Source organism: Bordetella genomosp. 10, from assembly GCF_002261225.1.
In the GTDB taxonomy this organism is placed as follows: Bacteria; Pseudomonadota; Gammaproteobacteria; order Burkholderiales; family Burkholderiaceae_B; genus Bordetella_C.
In genome coordinates, this window is record NZ_NEVM01000005.1 from 397409 (window position 1) to 418910 (window position 21502).

Here is a 21502-nt window from a genome sequence, read left to right on the forward strand (position 1 = left end):
GGTCAGTTCCCCCGCGTGATGTCCGTGCGTTCGATCCGCACCACGTCGCCCTTGTCACCGCCCAGCCGCAGTTCGGCCGCGCCGAACAGCCGATCGACGATGTAGTACGGCGCACGGAAACGGTAGTTCACAAGTTGCCCGTCGCCCTGTGCGCCGATCACGAACAGCGGCGGCAGGTCGCCCTGGGCGATGCCGGGCGGGAACTGGATATAGACCTTCTCGCCATCGTCGAAGGCGCGCAGCGGCTTCCACGGCGGATTGCTGCCGCTGATCGCGTAACGGAAGCGGATCTTCTCCAGCGACAGGCCGGTATCGACGGGGGCTGCCGCCTGTGCGGCCTGATCCTGCCGCTGCAAGGCCAGTATCTGGTCCTTCGGGTACTCCCAGGACACGGACGCCATCCATGCCTTCTCCGTCGAGGTCAGCTCGATCAGGTAGGTGCGCCGGCTCGTCGTAATGACCAGATTAGTCTTGAGGCCGGAACGGATCGGCTTGACCAGCACGTTGACGCGCAGATCGTTGCCGGCACCGCTGGACGTGTCGCCGACGATCCAGCGCACGGTGTCGCCCGCCGCGACCGTCACCAGTTCCTCGCCGGGCTGGAGCGAAACCACGGTGACGCGCCCCGGCGCGGTATAGACCTGATACAGCGCGCCGTCCGTGAAGGGCCATACCTGGATTGCGTTGATGTAGCCCTCGCGCGTGGGCGCCATGCGCGCTTCGGCATTGGCGCGCGACACGCGCGCGGTTTCGTCCGCTGGCTCCGGAGCCAGCTTCGCGTCGCTCGTATCGGTCAGCGGTTTCATCTGCGCCGGCATCGGCAGCACCTTCGGCACTTCTACCACTTCGACGGGCTTGGGCGGCTCGGGTTGCGGTTGCGCCTGCACCGGTTCGTCGAGCGAGATATGCGGTGGCGGCTTGCCCGGCGAGGCGCAGCCTGCCAGGGCCGCGAGCATCAGCACGAAAGCGTAGATACGGAAATGCAGGTTCATGGCTTGGCTCCTTCGGTCGCATCGAGTTCACGGCTCCACGACAGGCCGTTGACGTAGATACCGAGTGGGTTTTTGCGCAGGCGCTGCTCGGTGCGTGGGGTTTGCAGGACAGTGGAAATCACGGCGTTCCAGCGTTCGGTGCCGGCGGCAGCGCCGTTGACGAAGTGCTGTTCCGTCCAGCGCACGTTGAAAGACGAGTCGCTGGCGCGCGTGACGCTGGTGATCTGCACCGTCACGGTTTCCTTGCCGACACGCGCGAAGGGATCGTTCTTGCTCGCGTAGTCGTTGAGCACGGCCGCGCCCTTGTCGGTGGTGTAGTCGTAGGCGTCGAGCCAGTTCTGCCGCACCACGATGGGGTCGATGGACAACGAGCGAACCAGCGTGACGAAGTGCGCAAGGTAGAACGCGATCTGCGCGTCCGCCGGCCGGTACGGTGTGGTGGCTTCTCCCACAGCGCGCACCTGGCCCGTCTTGTCCACCTCAACCACGTAGGGCGTGACGATGGACTGCGCCGAGCGCCAGACCAGGCCGCCCGCCATCAGCAACGCGAGCGCGAGGCAGCCGAAGGCCATGAAGCGCCAGTTCTTCGCCTGCACGCGCGCCGAGCCGATGCGCCCGTCCCATACCTGCGCGGCGGACTGGTACGGAGTGGCAGGCTGCGGCGTACTGGCGTAACGCACCTGGGGTCGCTTGAATCGCATGGCAGGTTCTCCTCAATAGTCGCGTCATTCGTCGGGCTGACCCAGGCTTGGGCCTTGCCCCGAGCCACCGCCATCCCCACCGCGCAGCGTGTATGCGGCCGTACTCGCGGCATGGCTGATCTGCTGGCGGCGATGTAGTCGCTTGGCCCAGGTGGGTTGTTTCTGGTCGGCGGGATTGGTCGGTGCATCGTCGGCGGCGGTCTGGCCGGATGCGGCAGCGCCCGACGCAGCACTGCCGCCAGCCTCCGGCCCGGCGCTATCCGGCCGGAATGCGGCGGCGGCACGTTGCCCGAATGAGCGCGCACCGGCGGCGGCCTTCTGGCCGACCGCCTGCGCCCCGGTTTTGGCGACGTTGCCAAGGCCCGCTGCTGTGCCTTTCGCGCCACCTCCGGCAGCAGCGGAGCCGGCCTGAAATGCCGCGCCAGCACTGCCCGCCGTGGATGCGGCCATGCGCGCGCCCTTGCCGAGCGCACTGGCGGCGGCTGGCGCCATGCGCGCACCGGCAACCACGGCACCACCGACGCCGGTAGCGGCAGCACCGATGGCAACGGCGGTGCCGGCCGCGCCCAATGCCGCGCCGGCCATTGCGCCCGCGCCGAGCTGCGGCGCACCGGACACAAGGCCGGTCGCAATGCCCGGCCCGTAGATGCCGAGCGCGAGCATGGCGAGCGAGGCCAGCATCACGACCAGCGCGTGGTCGATGGACGGTTCGGCCGGCGTGGTCGGAAACTGCGCGAACAGGCCCGTCCCAATACCGACGATGACAGCCAGCACCAAGACCTTGATGCCGGCCGACACGACATTGCCGAGCACTTTTTCGGCGAGGAACGCGGTCTTGTTCCAGAGCGCGAACGGCACCAGCACGAAGCCGGCAAGCGTGGTCAGCTTGAATTCGATGAGCGTGATGAAAAGCTGCACCGCGAGCACGAAAAAGCAGACGATGACGGTGAACCACGCGAGGAACATCACGACGATGGGCGTGATGTTGATGAACACTTCGGGGAAGCCCGCCATCGCACTGATCTGGTCGAGGATCGGCGCAGCGGCGTCGATGCCGGTCTTGGCTAGATGCCCCGGTTGCAGGAACGTCTCCATGCTCACGGCCGAGCCGGTTGCCTTCAGACCCAGGCCCGCGAACGAACGGAACACGATGCCGGCCAGCCAGTTGAAGTTGCCGATGATGTAGGCGAAGGCACCGACATAGAGCACCTTGCGGATCAGCTTGGCGAGCACGTCTTCGCCCTGACCGGTCGCGTAGCCGAGCGCCCAATACAGCCCGGCCAGCGTCATATCGATCACTACCAGCGTCGCGGTCAGAAAAGCGACTTCGCCATGTAGCAGGCCGAACCCGCTGTCGATGTAGGTGGAAAAGACGTTGAGGAAATGGTCGATGATCGAAACGTCGTTCATGGCGTTTCTCCTTCACTCGTAGCCGACACTGGCCCGTCGAACGTGGCGGAAATCGGCGGCAGGTCGGCCAGCGTCTGGTATTCGTCCGGGCCGACGTGCCCGAAGAAGAAGCGCCGCACGTTTGCCTGCATCACCTGCGAGCAGAACGCGCCGTCGTGTTCGCCGCGACGGCATTGCGCGACGAGCGTGTGCAGCCGCGTCGGGTCGGCGGCCAGCGCATCGACCGACAGCGCCTGCGGCCGATCACAACCGGCCAGCAGGCATAAGGCGATGAGGACAGGTGCGCGCGTCATGGCCGTACCCGTCAGTTCCCGTAGAAGCTCACCGACTCCGGCGTGTACGTCGTGCCGGTGCCGAGGAACCGCTGCGTAATAACGCGGCCCTGTTCGACGGCCGCCGCCTGCCGCGCCAGTTCCAGCGACGCGGCACGCCCCTGCGTGAGCTGGAGCTGCTGCGTCTGGATGGATTGCTTCGCCTGCAACGCGAGGAGCTGGTTCGTCGCCTGCTGCGCTTGCAGCGCACCGGTCGCCGACTGGCTTTGCCCGACGAGATCGGTCAGCACGCCCTGGTCAGTGGTCACGTTCTGCGACACCTGCGCCTGCATCTGCATCGCGGTCTGCAAGCCGTTGAGCGTGTTCTGCCAACGCTGGTGCGCGTCTTGGTACATCTGGTTGCCGCTCACGGTCGCGGCGTACTGCTGTGGGTACAACTGCGCGAACTGCTGATCCATGCTCTGCACCTGGAACGCCAGCCCCTGCGCCTGCGCGATAAGCTGCTGCGTAGTGGCGAGCGTCGATTGCAGCCGGCCGACCACGTTGAACGGCAGGCTCTCCAGATTGCGGCCCTGATTTATCAGTGACTGCGCCTGGTTCTGAAGTTGCCTGACCTGGTTGTTGATCTGTTCCAGCGTGCGCGTGGCGGTCATCGTGTTCTGCACGAGGTTGGTCGCGTCGATGACGGCCCATTGCGCGTGCGCGGCCGGCATGACGCCGACGAAGGCTGCGACAGCAAAAGCGAGAAGACGGATCTTCATGGCGAGTTCTCCAGCGATTGGGAAGCGAGGAAGGACGCGGCGGATGGCGCGGACGGCAATAAGTCAGCCGCCCAGCCGAGGCCGCGATGGCGCAGCCAGGCGCCGGCAAAGCCCGGCACGCCGGCATCGGCCAGCACGCCGTCGATGTCGCGCTGGTCTTGCGATGTGGATGCGCCCGCGAACGCGAGCGTGACCGGCCCCAGGTCGAGATCGAAGAGGCGATTGCCAGCGGTGGACTGGTAGTAGTAGTCGCGCTTGGGCTGCGCGGTGGCGACAATCTCGATTTGCCGGCTGTTGAGGCCGAAGCCCTCGTAGATCGTCCGAATCTGCGGCTCGGTGGCCTGCGGATTTGGCAGGAAGATGCGGCTCGCGCAACTCTCGATGATCGCGGGTGCGATCGACGAATCCTTGATGTCGGCGAGCGACTGCGTGGCGAAGATCACGCTGACGTTCTTCTTGCGCAGGGTCTTCAGCCACTGCCGGATGCGTGCGGCGAATACCGGGTCATCGAGGAACAGCCAGGACTCGTCGAGAACCAGCAGCGTCGGCGCACCGTCGAACCGCTCGTCGAAGCGCGCGAACAGATAACCGAGCACAGCCAGCACCGCAGCCTTGCTGTGCATCAGTTCTTCCATCTCGAAGCATTGCACGTCGGCCCCGCCGAGCCGGTCGTGGTCGGCATCGAGCAGCCTGCCGTGTGCGCCGCCGAGCACATAGGGCGCGAGCGCCTGGCGCAGCGCATTGGATTGCAGCAGCACCGATAGGCCCGTGAGCGTGCGCTGTTCGAGCGGCGCACCAGCCAGGCTGCCGAGCGCCGACCAGATGGCGGCTTTCTCGTCCGGGCCGACGGTGATGCCTTCATGCAGCAGACGGCCTTCGACCCATTTAGCCGCCCAGGTGCGGTAGCCCTCGCGGTCGATGCGCGCGAGCGGCTGGAACGCGATCGAACCGTCCGCGCCAAGGTCGTAGTGCTCACCGCCCAGGCCCAGGACCGTTGCCCGCATCGAGCGGCCCATGTCGAAGGCGAAGATGCGCGCACCGGGATAGCGGCGGAACTGCATCGCCAGCGTGGCGAGCAGGACGGATTTACCCATGCCGGTCGGGCCGGCGATCAGCGTATGGCCCACGTCGCCGATGTGCGTGACGAGCCGGAACGGCGTCGCGCCCTCGGTGCGCGTCACGATCAACGGCGGGCCGTCGAGGTGTGCGTTCTTCTCCGGCCCGGCCCACACGGCGGACACCGGCATCAGATGCGCGAGGTTCAGCGTCGAAACGATGGGCTGGCGCACGTTCGCATACGCATTGCCAGGCACGGCCGACAGCCACGCCTCTACCGAATTGAGGGTTTCGGGAATCGTCACAAAACCCCGGCCCTGAATCGCGCGCTCCACCATGCGCAGTTTCTCATCGGCCGTATCGGCCTCGGCATCGAGCACCGCCACGGTTGCCGTGACGAAGCCGTAGGCGACCTGATCGCTGCCGAGTTCCTGCATTGCGGCGTCCGCATCGGCCGACTTGTTGCTGGCGTCGGTATCGACGAGCGGGCTTTCCTGCTGGAAGATCGTTTCGCGCAACAGCGCGAGGACATTCTTGCGCTTGGCGAACCACTGCCGGCGCAGGCGGCCGAGTTCCTTCTCGGCTTCCGACTTGTCCATGCAGATAAAGCGCGTGCTCCAGCGATAGGCGAAGCCGAGCCGGTTGAGGTCGTCGAGAATCCCCGGCCAGGTCGAAGTCGGGAAACCACGCACGGTCACGACGCGCAGGTGCTGGTCGCCGAGCATGGGTGCGTGGCCACCGATCAGCGGCATGTCGGCCAGCAGCGCGTCGAGGTGGAACGGTATTTCCGGCACGCCGACGCGGAAGCGCCGCGTCGAGACGGTCGCGTGCAGATAGGTCAGCGTTTCGGCGTCATCGAGCCAGTCGATTTCCGGCATCACGCCGTCGAGCAAATCGAAGACGCGCGCAGTTTCCGCGACGAACGCGGTCAGGCGCTCGCGCCAGTCCACACCGGCCGTCAGCGTATTCTCATAGAGCAGCTTGGCCGCACGCGCACGGGATTCCTCGGGCGGCAGGTATTGAAGCGTCAGGTGATAGCCGCTCTCGAAGTGGTTGCCCGATTCCTCGAAGGTCGCGCGGCGTTCTTCGTCTACCAGCCAGGACAGCGGCTCGGGGAAATCCGAGTGCGGATAGTCCGCCGCTGGCTGGCGTTCGGCTTCGACGTACAACGCCCAACCCGCGCCGAGTCGGCGCAGCGCGTTGTTCAGTCGGGCCGTGGTGGCGACCAGCTCGCCTTGCGTCGCGCTGTCGAGGTCGGGGCCGCGAAAGCGCGCCGTACGCTGGAAACTGCCGTCCTTGTTCAGCACGACGCCCGGCGCGACCAGTCCGGCCCACGGCAGCCAGTCGGCAAGCAAGGCCGGACGCTGGCGGTATTCGACGAGATTCAGCATGCGAATGGTCTCCCTCTGGCCTCACACGTCCAGCAGCGGCTTGTGCTTCAAGTGCCGGGCGAACACCTGCATGAACTGCGGATCGACGCGCGCACCCCACACGGCGAGCGAATGGCCGACGATCCATAGCGCGATTCCGGGAATCCACAGTTGCAGGCCGAGGCCCACGGCACCGGACAGCGTGCCGTTGGCGATCGCCACGGTACGCGGCGCACCGCCCATCAGGATCGGTTCGGTGAGCGATCGATGCAGCGGCACCTCGAAGCCAGGCAGGTCGTTGGCCGTGCTCATACGACGGCCCCGCCGGAAAAGCTGAAGAACGACAGGAAGAACGAGGACGCCGCGAACGCGATGCTCAAGCCGAACACGATCTGGATGAGCTTGCGAAAACCGCCCGACGTGTCGCCGAAGGCGAGCGCCAGGCCCGTCGAAATGATGATGAGCACCGCGACGATCTTGGCGACCGGCCCCTGGATCGAGTCGAGGATGGATTGCAGCGGCGTTTCCCACGGCATCGACGAACCGGACGCCTTCGCCGTGCCGGCCGCCATCAGCATGACGGTGGCAAGCATCAGCCCCTGGCGTGCTGGCGCAACCAGACGATGCAGGCGAATAAAAGCCGAAGCCGGTTTTACGGAAAAACGGAAAGCAGCAACGTGCATCTGCGTCATGACAGTTCTCCAGAGTGGTTGGGGGACGGGAAAGGCAGCTCGGGATGCGGAGACGGCTCCAGCGCATCAGCCAGGCGGTAGCCCTCGCCGTCGAAGCCGATGACGCGGGCGATGCTCTCGATGCGGCGCTTGCGGCCGCGGCCGGCGATGTGGATGACGACGTTGACCGCCTCGGCGACCAGCGCGCGCGGCGGGTTCACGGCTACTTCGAGAATCAGTTGTTCCAGGCGCAGCAGTGCGCCGACGGCGGAGCCGGCGTGGATGGTGGCAATGCCGCCGGGGTGGCCCGTGCCCCATACCTTGATGAGATCCAGTGCTTCGCCGCCACGGACTTCGCCGACGATCACGCGGTCAGGCCGCAGGCGCATCGTGGCGCGCACCAGCTCGGTCATCGACACGACGCCTGCGCGCGTGCGCAGCGGTACGTGGTCGCGCGCTGTGCATTGCAGTTCGATGGTGTCTTCGAGCACCAGCACGCGGTCGCCCGTGGCGGCGATTTCCGCGAGCAAGGCATTGGCGAGCGTGGTTTTGCCGGTGCTGGTGCCGCCCGCGATCAGGATGTTCTGCCGTTCGCGCACGGCATTACGCAGGAACGCCGCCTGCGCGTCGGTCATCATGCCGTCGGCGACGTAGCGATCGAGCGGGATCACACTCACGGCGCGCTTGCGCAGCGCGAACGCCGGGCCGGGAGACGCTGGCGGCAGGATGCCCTCGAAGCGTTCGCCGGTTTCGGGCAGCTCGGCGGTCAACAGCGGCTGGCCGCGATGCACTTCCGCACCGACGTGTGCGGCGACCAGGCGGATGATGCGTTCGCCATCGGCTTCGGACAGCTCCACGCCCAGCGGCGCGCGACCGGACGACAGCCGATCGACCCACAGGGAGCGATCGGGGTTGAGCATGATTTCCACCACGTCCGGGTCTTCGAGCTCGGCGGCGATGACCGGCCCCATCGCCGTGCGCAACATGCGGATGCGCCGGTCGAGCGAGGTGCTGGCGAAGGACTGGGGAACGGCGCTCATGAGGCACGCTCCGCATCACGTTCATGAGCTTCGGCCTGCGCCGCCGCATCGTCGAGCCGCGCAGCGTCCGGGTTCAGTTCGTCCACCACGTCGCGCACGAGACTGCGCCCGCGCATCAAATGACGGCCGAGTTGTTCGACGAACTGCTCGAAACGCACCTTGCCCTGCGCGCGTGCCGCGTCCCGATGTGCTTCGGGAACCGGCGTGCTGACGGTCAGGAAGTAGCGGACGAACAGCGCCAGCGTCTCGATCTCGATGTTCTGGTCGCGCTCCAGCCGCTCGAACTGGCGCGTGAGCCGGTCGAGCCGTTTGGCAATGGCGGCCTCGCGCTGGTCGCCGGCATCAGGCGACAGCCAGGACGTGAGCGCCGCTGCGACGATGGATGACTTGGACACGCCTTTCTTGGCGGCTAGCTCGTCAAGGCGCTTGGCGTGCCCGTGTGGAATGAACAGGTTGAGGCGGTACTGGCTCATAGTTCGATCCCGTCCTGTTGGTCGAGAGACGCCAGCCGGGCCGTGCGCTGCATGGCCGGGTCGAGCTGGCGGGGAAGCGGCAACGGCAGGTCGTCGTCATCGAGCAGCGCCAGGTCGTTGCCAGCAGGCTGCGGTTCGGGGCTATATTCGGCGACCTCGGAGAGTTCCGGCTGCCGGCGCGGGCCGCCGTCATCGACGGGGCCGGTGCCCGACAGGTCGGCGGCAACGGCTGGCGTAGCCGGCATGGCGGGAATCGCCAGCGCGCTCCAGTCGTCGGGACGAACTGGCGGCACGTCGGCATAGCGCCCGGCGGTGAGCGCGAGCGGTGGCAGTACGCGCCGCTTGAAATTGGCGTCGGTGTAGTAGCGCAGCTTCTTCGCGCGGATCGGTGCCACACTGGACACCATCACCACGGCATCGTCGGGCGGGAGCTGCATCACTTCGCCCGGCGTTAGCAACGGGCGCGCGGTTTCCTGACGCGACACCATCAGATGCCCGAGCCACGGCGCGAGCCGGTGGCCGGCGTAGTTGCGCTGCGCGCGCAGCTCGGTCGCGGTGCCAAGCGTTTCGGAAATGCGCTTGGCCGTGCGTTCGTCGTTCGTGGCGAACGTCACGCGCACATGGCAGTTGTCGAGGATGGAGTGGTTCTGTCCATATGCCTTGTCAATCTGGTTGAGCGACTGCGCGATCAGGAAGCTGCGGATGCCGTAGCCGGCCATGAACGCCAGCGCCGTCTCGAAAAAATCGAGCCGACCCAGCGCGGGGAACTCGTCGAGCATCAACAGCAGCTTGTGGCGGCGCGCGATGCCGTCGCTGCCGTCGAGCGACTCGGTCAGCCGCCGACCGATCTGGTTGAGGATCAGGCGCACCAGCGGCTTGGTGCGACTAATATCGGATGGCGGTACAACGAGGTACAGCGAAACGGGATGTTCGGATGCGATCAGGTCGGCGATGCGCCAGTCGCAGCGCGAGGTGACTTCGGCCACCGTGGGATCGCGGTATAGGCCGAGGAACGACATGGCCGTGGACAACACGCCCGACCGCTCGTTGTCCGACTTGTTCAACACCTCGCGCGCAGCGGACGCGACTACTGGATGCGGTGCGTCGCCTAGGTGCTGCGTCGTCATCATCCGGTGCAGCGTCAGCTCGAACGGGCAAGCCGGATCACTGAGGAAGTTGGCGACGCCGCGCAGCGTCTTGTCCTCGCCTGCGTACAGCACATGCAGGATGGCGCCGACCAGCAGCGCGTGCGAGGTTTTCTCCCAGTGGTTGCGGCGTTCTAGGGCGCCTTCGGGATCGACCAGGATGTCCGCGATGTTCTGCACGTCGCGCACTTCATGCGCGCCGCGTCGGACTTCGAGCAGCGGATTGTACGCGGCCGATTTCGCATCGGTCGGGTTGAACAGCAGGCAATGCGAGAAGCGCGAGCGCCAGCCGGCGGTGATGCTCCAGTTCTCGCCCTTGATGTCGTGGATGACGGCGGATGCCGGCCAGCTCAACAGCGTCGGCACCACGAGGCCGACGCCTTTGCCGGAGCGCGTCGGCGCGAAGGTCAGGACGTGTTCCGGGCCTTCATGGCGCAGGTACTGCCCGTGATGCAGGCCGAGGAACACGCCGGCGGGCTGGTCGAGTCCGGCCTTGTGTATATCGGCGGCTTCGGCCCAGCGTGCCGAGCCGTATGTCGTGACGAGCTTCGATTGCCGCGAGCGCCACACCGACATGGCGATGGCGACCAGCGCGGCAACCAGACCACCGCTGCCCGCGATGGCACCACCTATGCTGAAGATGTGCGGCGCATAGCCATCGAACAGGAACCACCACTCGAACAGTCGCCACGGGTGATAGACCGGCGTATCGAGAAAGTCGAACCACGGCGAGCCAAGGCGTAGCTGATACCCCAGGGCAGCGGCTGTCCATTGTGTGGCGACCCACACACCAACGATCACGATGCCAAAAACGGCGGCGATCTGCCAGAACAGCACGCCCTGAGCTTGCATTGACTGGCCTCCGATTTCCCCTGCACTGATTTCTTGCCCCAAAGCGGCACAATGACGTGCCGTATAGCAAGGATCATTTCTGGATCAGTACCGGTCAAAGACTGTTATCGAAAGCAGGATGACGGAAAAAAACAGGTTTCAGGCTGCGAAGAAACCAATAAAAATGCCGCGAGCGTGGGCGCGCTGCGGCGTGTTTGCAAAATAATGCGATTTTCTGCGAAGGATTGGCGATCAGAACTTCGGTGTTGTCTCCGATGGCGTGTAGGGCGTCTCTCCGTCGCCATAGAATCGCTTGCGCGTGGCTTCAGCGACTCGATTGCAAAGCACGTCACCAAGCGTCGAGCGGTCGGTCTTGCATTGCTATCGCAGCTGTACCGGATCGGCAGCCAGTTCATCCACGCTGGCCCGCTTGGGTCTCTCCGATGGGCCGCAAGCAGTCAGCAGCAGGGCCAGCAGGAGCGAGAGAGATTTCTTCATAGCTCGATTTCCTCTGGGGGATCAGGTTCGGGCGGCAGAGCGGGCCTTGTGCCTTCGGGCAAGTCGATGAGCTGCACCCGCTCGATGAACCGGGACAGCACTTCCGAAACTTCGCCTTCGCGCCGCAGCAGGTAGGTCGTCAGCATTGGCGAACGTGCGGCCAAGGGACGGGCTACTACGCCAGACTCCCGACTTGCCGTGATGTGCGGGCCGCCGGCCAGCCCCAGGGCGAAGCCGGCCGACACTACGATCATCATCAGCTCCAACGAAGCAACGCGCTCAACTATCAGTGGTTCCCTGTCAGAGCGACGAAGCACACGTTCGATTTGCCGCGCGTGACCTTCGCACGTCAATGGATCGCATAACACCAATGGGAATTGCAGAACTTCGTCCAGCGGGATGCGCTTGTGCTTAAGCAGATGGTGCCGGGTGGGCACTGCCACCATCAACGGATCACTCCATACAGCTTCTGCAACCACGCCTTCGCCCACTTCATCCGACTGTGCGAAGCCTACGTCGTACAGATCGCCCTGCAGCCCTTTTATCTGCTGCGATAGCGGCACCTGGAACAGCCGAATATCTACCTCGGGTTCCTCCTGCCGGCACATTGCCAATAAGGCCGGCAGGCGCGACGGTGTGATGCCGTCGGACAATGCAATGCGCAACTGCCCCTGGAAGCCGTTGGCCGCTGCTATCACACTGTCGCGGGCTTGCTGCAAGGCTGTGAAAACGCGAGGCACATGCTCAAAAAACAACTTCCCCGCCGGCGTCAATCGTGTGCTTCGGCTGGTGCGGACGAACAATTTTTCACCGAGGTCATCTTCCAACTCCCTGATGGTGCGCGACAACGGAGATTGTTCGATGTGTAGCCGCTCGGCAGCGCGGGCAAAGTGGAGTTCTTGTGCTACAGCCAGAAAGCAACGCAAATGACGTAATTCCATAGCTGACCGCCCTGATAATTCATGCACTCGATGATGAATCAACTGTTCATCACGGTTCGCCTTCCGCGATCACCTCATCGATTTTTTCCCGATCATTTCTTGCTGGAAGTTCCCGGTTGACGAGCCAAAGCGCGAGGCCGATCAGTACTCCTCCCGCAGCCTGCATCCAGGAAACCGCCGTGTCCAAGATGAAATACGCAAGGATGACCGTGAAGAGCGGAGCCAGGAACAGAAATCCGCTACTCCTCGTTGCTCCACCTCTTTTCAGCGCCACGAACCAGAGGCCAAATGAGCCTGTTGACGCGGGGATGGAGAGCCAGAGAAACCAAGCCCATTGCTCTCGCGTCACATCGCTCGGCCATTGTTCGCCATCGAGATAGGCGATGGCCAAGATGGCGATCGCGCCCACCAGCATTTGCCAGAAACTCAAGGCCCAGGATGAGAGCGGCAATGCTGCCCGCTTATTGATGAGCGTCGCGCTTGCCCAGCAAAGCGCAGAGACGATGCCGATGATCTCGCCAGCCAGCGTCATCCCGCCAGAAAACATGGATGGGCTGATACCAATGGCAAGCGCAACACCGACAACGCCAAGAAGCAACCCGACGAGCCTCGCTCGGTGCAGGCTTTCGCCAAGGAAGATGCGACCCAGGACAGCAACCCAGATGGGATTAGTGAAAAGCAGGATGGCGGCGGTCGATGCGGAGATGAACTGCATGGCCCAGAACAGCAGCCCCATGACGGCGGCCGTCTGAAGCAAACCAATCAGGATCACCAGTGCAACATCACGCAGCCCTGCTTTGGTTGGCAGGAGCGCGGCCACAATATTTCGCTCGCCGGCCAGCACAAGCGGCAAGGTCGCCAAGGCCGCGACAAAGAAGCGCCACCCGACCAGGATCATCGGCGTGAAGCCCTGCTGCAGCAGAATTTTTCCAGCGACAAAGCTGGACCCCATCAAGAAGGTCGATGCGAAAAGCGTGACAAGGAAGCCAGCCTGGCTGGATGCAGGAGCGTGGAAATTTCGTGCCATCAGCGTGCCCCCTCTTTGGAGCTTGCAAATTCCGCAAATTCCGCGATATGAGAAGCCAATGCTTCCGGCACATCCTCTGGCAGGAAATGCCCAGCCTCATCAAATACCTGGATTTGGGCATTGGGCATCTTCCCGGCCAAGCGCTCTGCGAAGTGCATAGGCTGGAATGTGTCGAGCTTGCCCCAGACGATGAGCGTAGGCAGCGCCAGCTTCTCGACGTCTTCCATGCGCGAGGAAAGTTCTTCCGTCCTCAACGCCCGGGCTGCACGCAGGTATGCGTGCCTCCCGTCAATGCCATGGAACGGACGCTCATAGGCCTCGACCAGTTCAGCGGTCACCCGATCGGCATGGAACATGCCTCGTGAAAAGCCTTTCGCCAGGCCCTTCTTCAGATCGAAATCTGCTGCGCCAAGGATTTCGTCCCACCCCGGCTCCTTCAAGCGGGCAATCCCAGGCTCTGGAAACGAGTCATAGAGAATGGAGTCGATCAGAACGAGGCGATCCAGAATTTCGGGATGGTCGATGGCCACGAGCTGGGCAATCCCACCTCCGATGTCGTGGCCCACTATGGTCGCGCGCTTCCACCCCAGGGCCGAAAGCGCCTGAAAGATGATTTCGGATTGCGCGTGGATTCCAAGGTCCGCGTCCGAAGGCTTGTCGGAATCGCCATAGCCGAGAAGGTCGATCGCAAGCACTTCATGGCCTGATGCGGCGAGGAGCGGCATGATGTTGCGCCAAAGATGGCGGCTCGTAGGAATGCCGTGAACAAGGGCGATGGCACTCCCGTGGCCCTGGCACGTGTAGGCAATGCGGTGACCGGCCACGTCAAGAAAGCCATTTTCAAGAATTCCGGTATCCATGGCACTTCCTCATGTTGAAAGGGCAGAAACACTCACTGATGACTCACTGCGCCCCATCCGCATGAACCGCAAGAATTTCGCGGAGTGGGCACGCCGAGCCGTCGACCTCTGCTGCTGACGTCGCCGCTGAGCCACTGCACTTCCAGCCGGTTTCCGCGTTCCAGGTCGCGCAACATGGAAGCGGTCATGTCGGCGGGCAGTTGGTCGCAGAAGCGAAGCCGGTCCACGGCAAAGTCGACGGCGAGGTTGACGCCTTCGGCCCGGCCGACGTCCACCACCTCCTGCATGACGCCTTCGAGCAACTTGCGGGAGGCCGGGTTGCCGCGCACCACGCCTATCGGGCGCCGCGTGGACGCGGTGGTCGCCGAGAGGCCAACCAGAAAAACGAATTTCTCCCAGATCACTCTGGTGATGTCGTCGCTGATCTCGGCGTCGATCCCCGACTGGATGTAGGCCCGATGGAAGCGCTCGATACGCGCGCTGCGATAGCCGCCGTACTCGCCAAAGACCAGCTTCTGCAAGTTGTTGGCATGACCGATGACGCCCGGAGCCTCGATGGTTGCCGCGATGTAGCAGACGCCACCTGCTACCGGCTTTTCTCCAAGCGTGGCTCTCAGCAATTCGTCCTTGATCACCCCGTTCTGGAACGAGATCACCATCGTTTCGGGTCCGATCAGCGGCTTGATCGCTTTAGCGGCCGTCTCGGTATCCCAGAGCTTGACACCGAACAGAACGACATCGACTAGCCCGACGTCCGACGGCGTGTCGGTTGCTCTGGGCGTGGGGACATGCATGTTCCCAAGCGGACTGTGCACAGTGAGGCCTTGGGACTTGATGGCAGCCAGGTGAGCCCCTCTGGCAATGAAGCTGACCTCGTTGCCTTCGAGGGCCAGCTTGGCTCCGAAGTAACCTCCGGTGCCCCCGGTTCCCATGATCGCAGCCTTCATTTTCGGCTCCATTCTTGAATTTGAATTCAATAAAATTCTAGACTCGACAAGTCGCCATAGCAATGTATTTTTGGTACATTGTGAGAATTCTTGATTGATTGATCATCAATAAGCCATGGGCCGAATACGAAACTTTGACCGCGATGCGGTGCTTGAGAGCGCGGTGGACGTCTTCTGGGAGCGGGGCTATGACGGGGCAAGCATGCAGGAGATCTGCCGGGTCACCGGGCTCAACCCGGGCAGCGTCTACGCCGCCTTCGGTGACAAGCACGGCCTCTTCATCGAGGCTTTGAAGAGCTACATGGCGTCCATGTCGCGAGAGACGATCGCGCGCCTGAACAGCAATCCGTCCGGTCGGGCCGGCATTGCCGACTACTACGCGGCGCTCATCGAAGCGATGCTGGACGGCAAACGGCGCTGGGGATGCCTTGTGACGAACTCGATCGTTGAGTTCGCCATGAATGATCCGCAGATCAGCGAAGCCTTCCAACTCCACCTGGCCAGGCTGGAAACAGCCTTATCTGGTGCGATCGAGCGGGCAAAGCAAGCGGGAGAACTATCGCGGGACGTCGATGCGGCCGAAGCGGCCGTATTTCTCGTCTGCACGACGCAAGGACTCAATGTCCTGGCCAAGACCCGGCCCGACCGGCGCACGCTGGAGGCGATCACGCGGCATGCGTTCGCGGCGGTTGGATTCAAGGCCTGAATAGCCATCGGCCCAAGTCGCAGTAGGTGCGCTGCCGCGAGTTCGACACACCAAGATCGAGGGATAGGCATGTCCCGGTAGGGCGCTCAATGCGGTGCCGGGGAACCCGAATCCCAGCCCACGCGCAATCCTCCCCAGAACGCCTTGCTCATGCTGCCGTCGAAAACATCAAAAACTAATCGCCGCGATCCCTGTTAGTACGATCACCGCTCCGACTATGCGGCGTGCGAGATGACCCTCACGGAAGAGCTTGTACGCGAAGAGAGAGCCGATGATGATGGACGACTCACGCAGAGGGGCGACCAGCGCGAGCGGTGCCGTCAGCATGGCGGTTAGCACGAGGATGTAGGCCAGTGGAGAGAATACGGCCACTATGACTATCGGCACGGCATCAGCACGGATAGCTGTGTGAATGTGATGCCGCTGGCGCAGTGCGCTTGGAGTCAGGATCAGGGTTTGCAGAAGCAGTGTGCCAGCGTAGTAGCTCACGGGCGCCAAATGCAGCGACGTGACCGCGTAGCTGTCCCAGACGGTATAGCTTGCGATGGTGGCCCCCGTAGCACCTCCCCAAAACATCCCCTGGAGCGGGCGGCGGCTTCCGCTTCCAAAAGGGTTGCCGGTAACGACGAGGATGCCTAAGACGACGAGGAGCGCGCCGAAAAGCGCGACGACGGAGAGCCGCTCCCCCAGAAGAAGAATCGCAAACAGCATCGTCAGCACCGGCCCTGTGCCACGGGCGATCGGATAAACCACCCCGAGTTCGGCACGATCGTAGCCAGCCTGCAAGGTCAGGGAATACGCAATGTGCAATGCCGCCGAAACGGCCGCTCCCACCCCGAGCCGCCAATCGATCGCCCCTTGGTCCTGAACCATAAGAACGAGACCGACCGGGACCCACAGCAGCGTCGAAGCACAGCTATAAGCCCAGACGAACAGTAAAGTGTCTCCCCGCTTGTACTTCGACGCCAGGTTCCACACCGCATGGGCTACCGCTGCGGCGAGAACCATTGCGATGGTGCCGGGCTGCATCAGGAAATGTCGGGAAGATCGATGCCCGCCCGCTCCGCCAAGCGGGTCCGCTCTTGATCGCGCAGCGCCAGGGATGCGACCAACGCATCGATAACGACGAGCTGAGCCAATCGACTTCCCGCAGCGGCCATCTGTGCCGGTAGTGGTACGCCGCCGACGACAAGCGCGACGTCGGCGAGGGTCGCCAGGGGCGTGTCGTACTGATTGGTGACGGCGATCAGCGAGGCGCCAGCCGAGGATGCCGCATCGGCGACGGCTAGCGTTGAAGACGTGCGGCCGGTCGAGCTGACCGCGATGACGACGTCTTCTGCGCCCAGGAGCCGTGCCGCGATCATGGCCGACAAATGATCCGTGATGCCCACGGTCATCACGCCGATCGTACGCAGACGGAAGACCGCATCGGCGGCAACCGTCGAGGAAGGTCCAGCACCGAAGGCAAACACCTGGCGCGCGCGCTGGATCAAGCCGACGGCTTTATCAAGCGCAGAGAGTTCGATGGCCCCACTGAGCGCGGTCAGTGCATCGGTACCAGCACGAATGGATGTTTCGAGCACTGAGGCTGACGTCGCATCCTCGGCGAGTGCTTCAGGAGGCGCGAAGAACCGGGCTGTGCCGCGAGCACGCGCGATCTCGATCTTCAGCTCGGTAAACCCGCTGAACCCGAGCGCACGCGCAGCGCGGATCACTGTCGGCGGAGAAACGCCGGCACGGGCGGCAACCTCGGCGGTCGTGCTTGCTCCAAAAAACAAAGGATCGGTGAGGAGGAGATCGACAACTTTCGCCTCGCTTGCGGCTAGGTCGCCGCTTCGGGCTTGAATGCTGCCGATCCATTGCCGCAACCGGTGCTCGCTCTCTGAAACGCTATTACCAAATTCATTTTTCATGTGTAATATATTACCTTCGCCACGTGAAGGGCACAACCACCACGTGGGCAGATGCCGTTAAAGGAGTCCGCTTTCATGAATCCTGAAATCAACCCTGGCGTCGCTGTCGTCGGTCCCGGTGCCATTGGCACTACGATCGCGGCGGCGCTACACGAGGTCGGCCGCACGCCGTTGCTGTGTGGACGTAGCCCCCGCGATCACCTGACCCTGCAAGATGGCGACCGCTTTATCAGCGTACCCGGTCCGGTTCGGACGAATCCGACACAAATTGCTCACACGGCTGATCTTGTCTTTTTGGCAGTCAAGGCGACACAAATCGAGGCGGCAGCAGAATGGCTCGCGGTGTTGGTCGGGCCGGAAACAGTGGTGTGCGTTTTGCAGAACGGGATCGAACAGTTGGACAGGGTCCGCCCGTACTCGCCACACGGGCAAATCGTTCCTGCCGTCGTGTGGTTCCCTGCGCAGGCGCAATCCGACGGCTCGGTACGCTTGCGTGGCGAAGCGCGTCTCAGCCTGCCAGACACATCAGCTTCCCGCGTAGTGGCCGCAACACTGCAAGGCACACGGTGCGCCGTAGATTTGGCCGCGAACTTCAGCTTCCTGGCTTGGCGCAAGCTGATGCAGAACGCGGTGGCTGGACTCATGGCACTCACGCACCGCCGCTCAGGCATGTTCAGTCGCGCTGATATCGGCAGGCTTACGCTAGCTTATTTGCAGGAATGCCTAGCCGTGGCACGTGCTGAGGGCGCTGAACTCGGCGACGAAGTGCCGCAAGAGATCCTCGATAAGTTCCGGGCGGCGCCCACAGACATGAGCACCTCCATACTCACGGATCGAGAAGCTGACCGACCGCTCGAATGGGATATCCGCAACGGCGTCATTGCGCGTCGCGGCCAGGTTCACGGCATTCCGACCCCGATCAGCGACATCCTGGTGCCGCTTCTTGCGGCTGCGAGCGACGGCCCAGGTTGACCCTAGAGTCGATGATCGCGCTGTTATTTCTCTTCTTTCTCGCCCTTGGTGCTGGCGTGCTCAGCGGCGTCGTCGGCACCGGCTCGTCGCTCATCATGCTGCCCGTCCTCGTCACGCTGTACGGGCCACGGATCGCTGTACCTGTTATGGCGATTGCGTCCTTGTTCGGGAACATCGGGCGGGTGATTGCCTGGTGGCACGAGATCCGTTGGCGGCCGGTGTTTGCCTATTCGTTGGCGGGAGTTCCTGCGGCTGTGCTCGGGGCGCGCACGCTGCTGACGATCTCTCCTGCCACTGTGGACGTGTTCCTGGCAGCTTTCTTCCTTGCGATGATCCCGCTGCGCCGCCTCATCAGACGATCGAACCTCCATCTGAACCTCTGGCACATGAGCTTTGCTGGGGCGATTGTCGGGTTCCTGACCGGATTCGTGCTGTCCACCGGGCCGCTCAGCGTGCCGGTATTCACCGGGTACGGAATGAGTGGCGGTGCATTTCTGGGATCGGAGGCGGCAAGCGCTATCCTGCTCTATGCCGGCAAGCTTGGTACGTTTGGTGTGTCAGGCGTACTTACGCGGCCCGTCATCGCACGTGGACTTGCCATCGGCATCGCATTGCTCGCCGGTTCGATGATTGCCAAACGTCTCGTCCAGCGACTCCAAACGCGCACATTCGAGCTTCTCATCGATGCGGTTCTCGTCGCTGGGGCGGCAGGAATGATCCTGTCCCTCAACGGATGAGCGGTAGCGGAAAAGGTGGACTCGCTCGCTTAAGTTCACGCCGTTTCAACCAACAGTTGGCCCACGTTGCCGTCCGATCTCCCAAGACACTCCGCCGCCGCGCACCGTCGCGGCGAGCTGCTGCCCAAGACGCTGTTCGATGATCGGCTTCCACGGCACGAGGCTGAACCCTTTGCCGTCATTGAGCATCGCATAGCGCCCGCTGGCAAGCATGATAGAGCGCCGGTAAATACCAGCCACTCGCTGCCCGTCGGCTACTGGTTGATGCTCCAGGCTGGTCTCGGCGGCAATGTCCCTCGCGGCATGCGTCAGTTCCCGATTGCGCAGCGTCGCCAGCAGGTTGCGGGCGAGGATCACCCGCTGCCCGCGCCGATGAGCTAGCCCCTGTTCTTCGAGGAAATCGGTGCGCTGCTGCAAGGCTTCCTTCGCTTCGGAACCAAAGCCCAGGTCGCCCAACCCTCGTCCGCCGCCGATCAGTTGCTGGTCGAGCCAGGTGGCTCCGATCATGCGGGCCTGCCGCTCGATGGGTAGATGCGATTTCAGCTCTACGGCCACGCCACCCAGGCGCTGCGCGTCGTACTGGCGGCCACGCTCGGCCAGGTCGTCCGGCACCTTCCATAGACCTTCGGCCACGCGCTCCACGATGCCGGCCCGGCGCAGGGCTTCCAGCCGCCGGACATGAGCGGCGACAACCTCCTGCGGGTCGCGTCCGGGCGTGGCCCGGCCCTGTTCGATGGCCAGGTGATGATCGGCGCGGTACAGGCCATCGCTCGCCAGCGCAGCGATGTTCTTGTCGGCCGCGCGCATGTCGGCCGAACCCTTCACTTCCACCACCGCGCCCGTGGGGTAGTTCGCCAGCTCGTCACGGGCGTTCGGTGCGACGTAGTGGGCCTTCCCGTCCACGCCGTCGATGACCAGATAGCCGCGGTCGTGCAGCTCGTCGGCCAGCCCCTTGGCAGCCACGCGGCCGACGATGGTGCGGCCGTCGTCGCCCGGCTCGAACACCGCCAGCTCGCGCGGCTGGCCACTCATGGCCCGCTGCATCGTGCGGATGATGTCGCCACGTTCGCCCAGGGCGCGCAAGGTCTTCTCGGCATCGGCATGGATGGCCCAGGAGCCGACCTGCGTCTCGTCGGCCAGGCCCAGGCGCTGCAAGCGCTGCAGACGGCCGATCAGCAGCAGGCGCTGGCGTTGCAGCCGGGGTTCGTTGAGGTGTTCCATATACACAAGGCCATCGTCGCTGGCCTCGCGCTGCAAGGTGCGATCCAGGCTAGTCCACCTCTCCTGATCCACTTCGCGCCCCAAGGTCTGCTGGATCTCAAGCTCAGTGCGCGGCCCCAGCCATTCGGTTGCCAGCTCGGCGGCGCGATGGCGGAAGCCGTGGGCGATGTAGTCACCCGCGATGATGAGGTCTTTGCCGGTGTCGTCGCGCCCGCGCACGATCAGGTGGGTGTGCGGGTTGTCGGTGTTCCAGTGATCGACCGCCACCCAATCCAGCCGCGTGCCCAGGTCCGCTTCTATGCGGTTCACCAGATGCCGGGTATAAGTGCGCAGGTCATCCAGTTCGGCCCCGTCCTCGGGAGAGACGATGAAACGAAAGTGGTGCCGGTCGTCGGCGCAGCGTTCTTTGAAGGCGTCGAGGTCGGCCTCATCGGCCTGCGGCCCGTAGGCGCGGCCCGGTTCGCCATCGCGGCCCGCGCCGTCGCGCTCGATGTAGCGCAGGTGCTTGACGAGCGATTGCGGACTGGCTCGCTGGTGATTGACCAGCAGGGTCTTGATGGTCACGCGCCGCGACATGGGCGTGAGCTTCGCCCCTGCGAAGCGTGCCGCCGTATGGCCGCGCCCAAGCCGCGAACCGGGGCGTGCGACGTTGCCACCGGCGGCGGAATGTCGCATCGAGGACTTGCCGCCGCTGGCCTTGCCTGTCTGCTTGAGCACCTTGGAAACGAAGCTCTGCCCTTGGCCCTTGCCCCGGTTTTTGGGGGCGCTGGGGCGCACGCGGAAGTCGTCGTCGTGGCGGTCGGTCATGGCTGCGCTCCCTGCAAGCTCTGGCGTGTCCTGTCGTGCGAAGCACGCGGACATGCCTGCATTGGCGCGACCTTCGCGCCGAACACGGCACGGCGGCGAAGCCGCTCCGTGCCGCGCCACCCCCATGTGCAGACTGGTTTTCGACGCGGCC

21 protein-coding genes and 1 pseudogene are annotated in these 21502 nt (G+C 63.9%); 3 read left to right on the top strand and 19 right to left on the bottom strand.

What is annotated here, in order from left to right; genetic code table 11:
• Positions 1 to 2: 2 nt before the first annotated feature.
• The 16 genes and pseudogenes from trbG to CAL29_RS18110 all read right to left on the bottom strand — a co-directional run bounded on the left by trbG (position 3) and on the right by CAL29_RS18110 (position 14995).
• Entirely contained in the window at positions 3 to 992 is a 990-nt protein-coding gene (trbG, locus tag CAL29_RS18035; protein WP_094854447.1) for a P-type conjugative transfer protein TrbG, read from the bottom strand.
• On the bottom strand, positions 989 to 1693 hold the full coding sequence (trbF, locus tag CAL29_RS18040) for a conjugal transfer protein TrbF (RefSeq protein ID WP_094854448.1): 705 nt from the start codon (positions 1691 to 1693) through the stop codon (positions 989 to 991). Before trbF ends, trbG begins: the two co-directional genes overlap by 4 nt.
• A 24-nt stretch (positions 1694 to 1717) precedes the next feature.
• Positions 1718 to 3103: a P-type conjugative transfer protein TrbL gene (gene trbL, locus CAL29_RS18045; RefSeq protein ID WP_094854449.1), complete on the bottom strand. Its 1386-nt coding sequence runs from the start codon at positions 3101 to 3103 to the stop codon at positions 1718 to 1720.
• Complete coding sequence (locus tag CAL29_RS18050; RefSeq protein WP_094854450.1) at positions 3100 to 3396, bottom strand: hypothetical protein; 297 nt, start codon at positions 3394 to 3396, stop codon at positions 3100 to 3102. The genes trbL and CAL29_RS18050 overlap by 4 nt, the downstream gene beginning before the upstream one ends.
• Positions 3397 to 3407: 11 nt before the next feature.
• Positions 3408 to 4136 carry a P-type conjugative transfer protein TrbJ gene (gene trbJ, locus CAL29_RS18055; RefSeq protein ID WP_094854451.1) on the bottom strand — a complete coding sequence of 243 codons (729 nt, stop codon included), beginning with the start codon at positions 4134 to 4136 and terminating at the stop codon, positions 3408 to 3410.
• Positions 4133 to 6583 (bottom strand): conjugal transfer protein TrbE, encoded by a 2451-nt coding sequence (gene trbE / locus CAL29_RS18060; RefSeq protein ID WP_094854452.1) that lies wholly within the window; start codon positions 6581 to 6583, stop codon positions 4133 to 4135. Before trbE ends, trbJ begins: the two co-directional genes overlap by 4 nt.
• Before the next feature lie 21 nt (positions 6584 to 6604).
• On the bottom strand, positions 6605 to 6874 hold the full coding sequence (locus tag CAL29_RS18065) for a VirB3 family type IV secretion system protein (protein ID WP_094854453.1): 270 nt from the start codon (positions 6872 to 6874) through the stop codon (positions 6605 to 6607).
• Positions 6871 to 7254 carry a TrbC/VirB2 family protein gene (locus CAL29_RS18070; protein ID WP_094854454.1) on the bottom strand — a complete coding sequence of 128 codons (384 nt, stop codon included), beginning with the start codon at positions 7252 to 7254 and terminating at the stop codon, positions 6871 to 6873. Before CAL29_RS18070 ends, CAL29_RS18065 begins: the two co-directional genes overlap by 4 nt.
• On the bottom strand, positions 7251 to 8273 hold the full coding sequence (gene trbB / locus CAL29_RS18075; protein WP_094854455.1) for a P-type conjugative transfer ATPase TrbB: 1023 nt from the start codon (positions 8271 to 8273) through the stop codon (positions 7251 to 7253). The genes CAL29_RS18070 and trbB overlap by 4 nt, the downstream gene beginning before the upstream one ends.
• Positions 8270 to 8746 (bottom strand): CopG family transcriptional regulator, encoded by a 477-nt coding sequence (locus CAL29_RS18080; protein WP_094854456.1) that lies wholly within the window; start codon positions 8744 to 8746, stop codon positions 8270 to 8272. Before CAL29_RS18080 ends, trbB begins: the two co-directional genes overlap by 4 nt.
• On the bottom strand, positions 8743 to 10743 hold the full coding sequence (locus CAL29_RS18085; RefSeq protein WP_094854457.1) for a conjugal transfer protein TraG: 2001 nt from the start codon (positions 10741 to 10743) through the stop codon (positions 8743 to 8745). The genes CAL29_RS18080 and CAL29_RS18085 overlap by 4 nt, the downstream gene beginning before the upstream one ends.
• A gap of 231 nt (positions 10744 to 10974) precedes the next feature.
• Positions 10975 to 11220: pseudogene (locus tag CAL29_RS32055) on the bottom strand (entry exclusion lipoprotein TrbK).
• Positions 11217 to 12161 (bottom strand): LysR family transcriptional regulator, encoded by a 945-nt coding sequence (locus tag CAL29_RS18095; RefSeq protein ID WP_094854458.1) that lies wholly within the window; start codon positions 12159 to 12161, stop codon positions 11217 to 11219. Before CAL29_RS18095 ends, CAL29_RS32055 begins: the two are co-directional and overlap by 4 nt.
• A 49-nt stretch (positions 12162 to 12210) precedes the next feature.
• On the bottom strand, positions 12211 to 13188 hold the full coding sequence (locus CAL29_RS18100; RefSeq protein WP_094854459.1) for a DMT family transporter: 978 nt from the start codon (positions 13186 to 13188) through the stop codon (positions 12211 to 12213).
• On the bottom strand, positions 13188 to 14048 hold the full coding sequence (locus CAL29_RS18105) for an alpha/beta fold hydrolase (RefSeq protein WP_094854460.1): 861 nt from the start codon (positions 14046 to 14048) through the stop codon (positions 13188 to 13190). The genes CAL29_RS18100 and CAL29_RS18105 overlap by 1 nt, the downstream gene beginning before the upstream one ends.
• Before the next feature lie 32 nt (positions 14049 to 14080).
• Positions 14081 to 14995, bottom strand: a complete 915-nt coding sequence (locus CAL29_RS18110) for a ketopantoate reductase family protein (protein WP_094854461.1) — start codon at positions 14993 to 14995, stop codon at positions 14081 to 14083.
• Positions 14996 to 15110: 115 nt separating this feature from the next.
• On the opposite strand from CAL29_RS18110, the gene CAL29_RS18115 reads away from it, so the two are divergent.
• Positions 15111 to 15701: a TetR/AcrR family transcriptional regulator gene (locus CAL29_RS18115; protein WP_094854462.1), complete on the top strand. Its 591-nt coding sequence runs from the start codon at positions 15111 to 15113 to the stop codon at positions 15699 to 15701.
• 168 nt (positions 15702 to 15869) lie between these two features.
• On the opposite strand, the gene CAL29_RS18120 is transcribed toward CAL29_RS18115, so the two are convergent.
• Together CAL29_RS18120 and CAL29_RS18125 are read right to left on the bottom strand one after the other, a co-directional pair.
• A complete protein-coding gene (locus tag CAL29_RS18120; RefSeq protein WP_094854463.1) occupies positions 15870 to 16730 on the bottom strand; it encodes an EamA family transporter in 861 nt (286 codons plus the stop codon).
• Positions 16730 to 17614 (bottom strand): MurR/RpiR family transcriptional regulator, encoded by an 885-nt coding sequence (locus CAL29_RS18125; protein WP_034008084.1) that lies wholly within the window; start codon positions 17612 to 17614, stop codon positions 16730 to 16732. Before CAL29_RS18125 ends, CAL29_RS18120 begins: the two co-directional genes overlap by 1 nt.
• Before the next feature lie 75 nt (positions 17615 to 17689).
• On the opposite strand from CAL29_RS18125, the gene CAL29_RS18130 reads away from it, so the two are divergent.
• Both CAL29_RS18130 and CAL29_RS18135 read left to right on the top strand, forming a co-directional pair.
• Complete coding sequence (locus CAL29_RS18130; RefSeq protein WP_094854464.1) at positions 17690 to 18586, top strand: oxidoreductase; 897 nt, start codon at positions 17690 to 17692, stop codon at positions 18584 to 18586.
• Positions 18587 to 18597: 11 nt separating this feature from the next.
• On the top strand, positions 18598 to 19323 hold the full coding sequence (locus CAL29_RS18135) for a sulfite exporter TauE/SafE family protein (RefSeq protein WP_094856733.1): 726 nt from the start codon (positions 18598 to 18600) through the stop codon (positions 19321 to 19323).
• A 45-nt stretch (positions 19324 to 19368) separates the two neighbouring features.
• Here CAL29_RS18135 and CAL29_RS18140 read toward each other — a convergent pair whose 3' ends face one another.
• Positions 19369 to 21351, bottom strand: a complete 1983-nt coding sequence (locus CAL29_RS18140; RefSeq protein ID WP_094854465.1) for a relaxase/mobilization nuclease domain-containing protein — start codon at positions 21349 to 21351, stop codon at positions 19369 to 19371.
• Between the last annotated feature and the right edge of the window lie 151 nt (positions 21352 to 21502).

Excerpts from the sequence above, each read along its gene's own strand:
- trbG (WP_094854447.1), bottom strand. The coding sequence starts at position 992 with ATGAACCTGCATTTCCGTATCTACGCTTTCGTGCTGATGCTCGCGGCC.
- trbF (WP_094854448.1), bottom strand. The coding sequence starts at position 1,693 with ATGCGATTCAAGCGACCCCAGGTGCGTTACGCCAGTACGCCGCAGCCT.
- trbL (WP_094854449.1), bottom strand. The coding sequence starts at position 3,103 with ATGAACGACGTTTCGATCATCGACCATTTCCTCAACGTCTTTTCCACC.
- CAL29_RS18050 (WP_094854450.1), bottom strand. The coding sequence starts at position 3,396 with ATGACGCGCGCACCTGTCCTCATCGCCTTATGCCTGCTGGCCGGTTGT.
- trbJ (WP_094854451.1), bottom strand. The coding sequence starts at position 4,136 with ATGAAGATCCGTCTTCTCGCTTTTGCTGTCGCAGCCTTCGTCGGCGTC.
- trbE (WP_094854452.1), bottom strand. The coding sequence starts at position 6,583 with ATGCTGAATCTCGTCGAATACCGCCAGCGTCCGGCCTTGCTTGCCGAC.
- CAL29_RS18065 (WP_094854453.1), bottom strand. The coding sequence starts at position 6,874 with ATGAGCACGGCCAACGACCTGCCTGGCTTCGAGGTGCCGCTGCATCGA.
- CAL29_RS18070 (WP_094854454.1), bottom strand. The coding sequence starts at position 7,254 with ATGACGCAGATGCACGTTGCTGCTTTCCGTTTTTCCGTAAAACCGGCT.
- trbB (WP_094854455.1), bottom strand. The coding sequence starts at position 8,273 with ATGAGCGCCGTTCCCCAGTCCTTCGCCAGCACCTCGCTCGACCGGCGC.
- CAL29_RS18080 (WP_094854456.1), bottom strand. The coding sequence starts at position 8,746 with ATGAGCCAGTACCGCCTCAACCTGTTCATTCCACACGGGCACGCCAAG.
- CAL29_RS18085 (WP_094854457.1), bottom strand. The coding sequence starts at position 10,743 with ATGCAAGCTCAGGGCGTGCTGTTCTGGCAGATCGCCGCCGTTTTTGGC.
- CAL29_RS18095 (WP_094854458.1), bottom strand. The coding sequence starts at position 12,161 with ATGGAATTACGTCATTTGCGTTGCTTTCTGGCTGTAGCACAAGAACTC.
- CAL29_RS18100 (WP_094854459.1), bottom strand. The coding sequence starts at position 13,188 with ATGGCACGAAATTTCCACGCTCCTGCATCCAGCCAGGCTGGCTTCCTT.
- CAL29_RS18105 (WP_094854460.1), bottom strand. The coding sequence starts at position 14,048 with ATGGATACCGGAATTCTTGAAAATGGCTTTCTTGACGTGGCCGGTCAC.
- CAL29_RS18110 (WP_094854461.1), bottom strand. The coding sequence starts at position 14,995 with ATGAAGGCTGCGATCATGGGAACCGGGGGCACCGGAGGTTACTTCGGA.
- CAL29_RS18115 (WP_094854462.1), top strand. The coding sequence starts at position 15,111 with ATGGGCCGAATACGAAACTTTGACCGCGATGCGGTGCTTGAGAGCGCG.
- CAL29_RS18120 (WP_094854463.1), bottom strand. The coding sequence starts at position 16,730 with ATGCAGCCCGGCACCATCGCAATGGTTCTCGCCGCAGCGGTAGCCCAT.
- CAL29_RS18125 (WP_034008084.1), bottom strand. The coding sequence starts at position 17,614 with ATGAAAAATGAATTTGGTAATAGCGTTTCAGAGAGCGAGCACCGGTTG.
- CAL29_RS18130 (WP_094854464.1), top strand. The coding sequence starts at position 17,690 with ATGAATCCTGAAATCAACCCTGGCGTCGCTGTCGTCGGTCCCGGTGCC.
- CAL29_RS18135 (WP_094856733.1), top strand. The coding sequence starts at position 18,598 with ATGATCGCGCTGTTATTTCTCTTCTTTCTCGCCCTTGGTGCTGGCGTG.
- CAL29_RS18140 (WP_094854465.1), bottom strand. The coding sequence starts at position 21,351 with ATGACCGACCGCCACGACGACGACTTCCGCGTGCGCCCCAGCGCCCCC.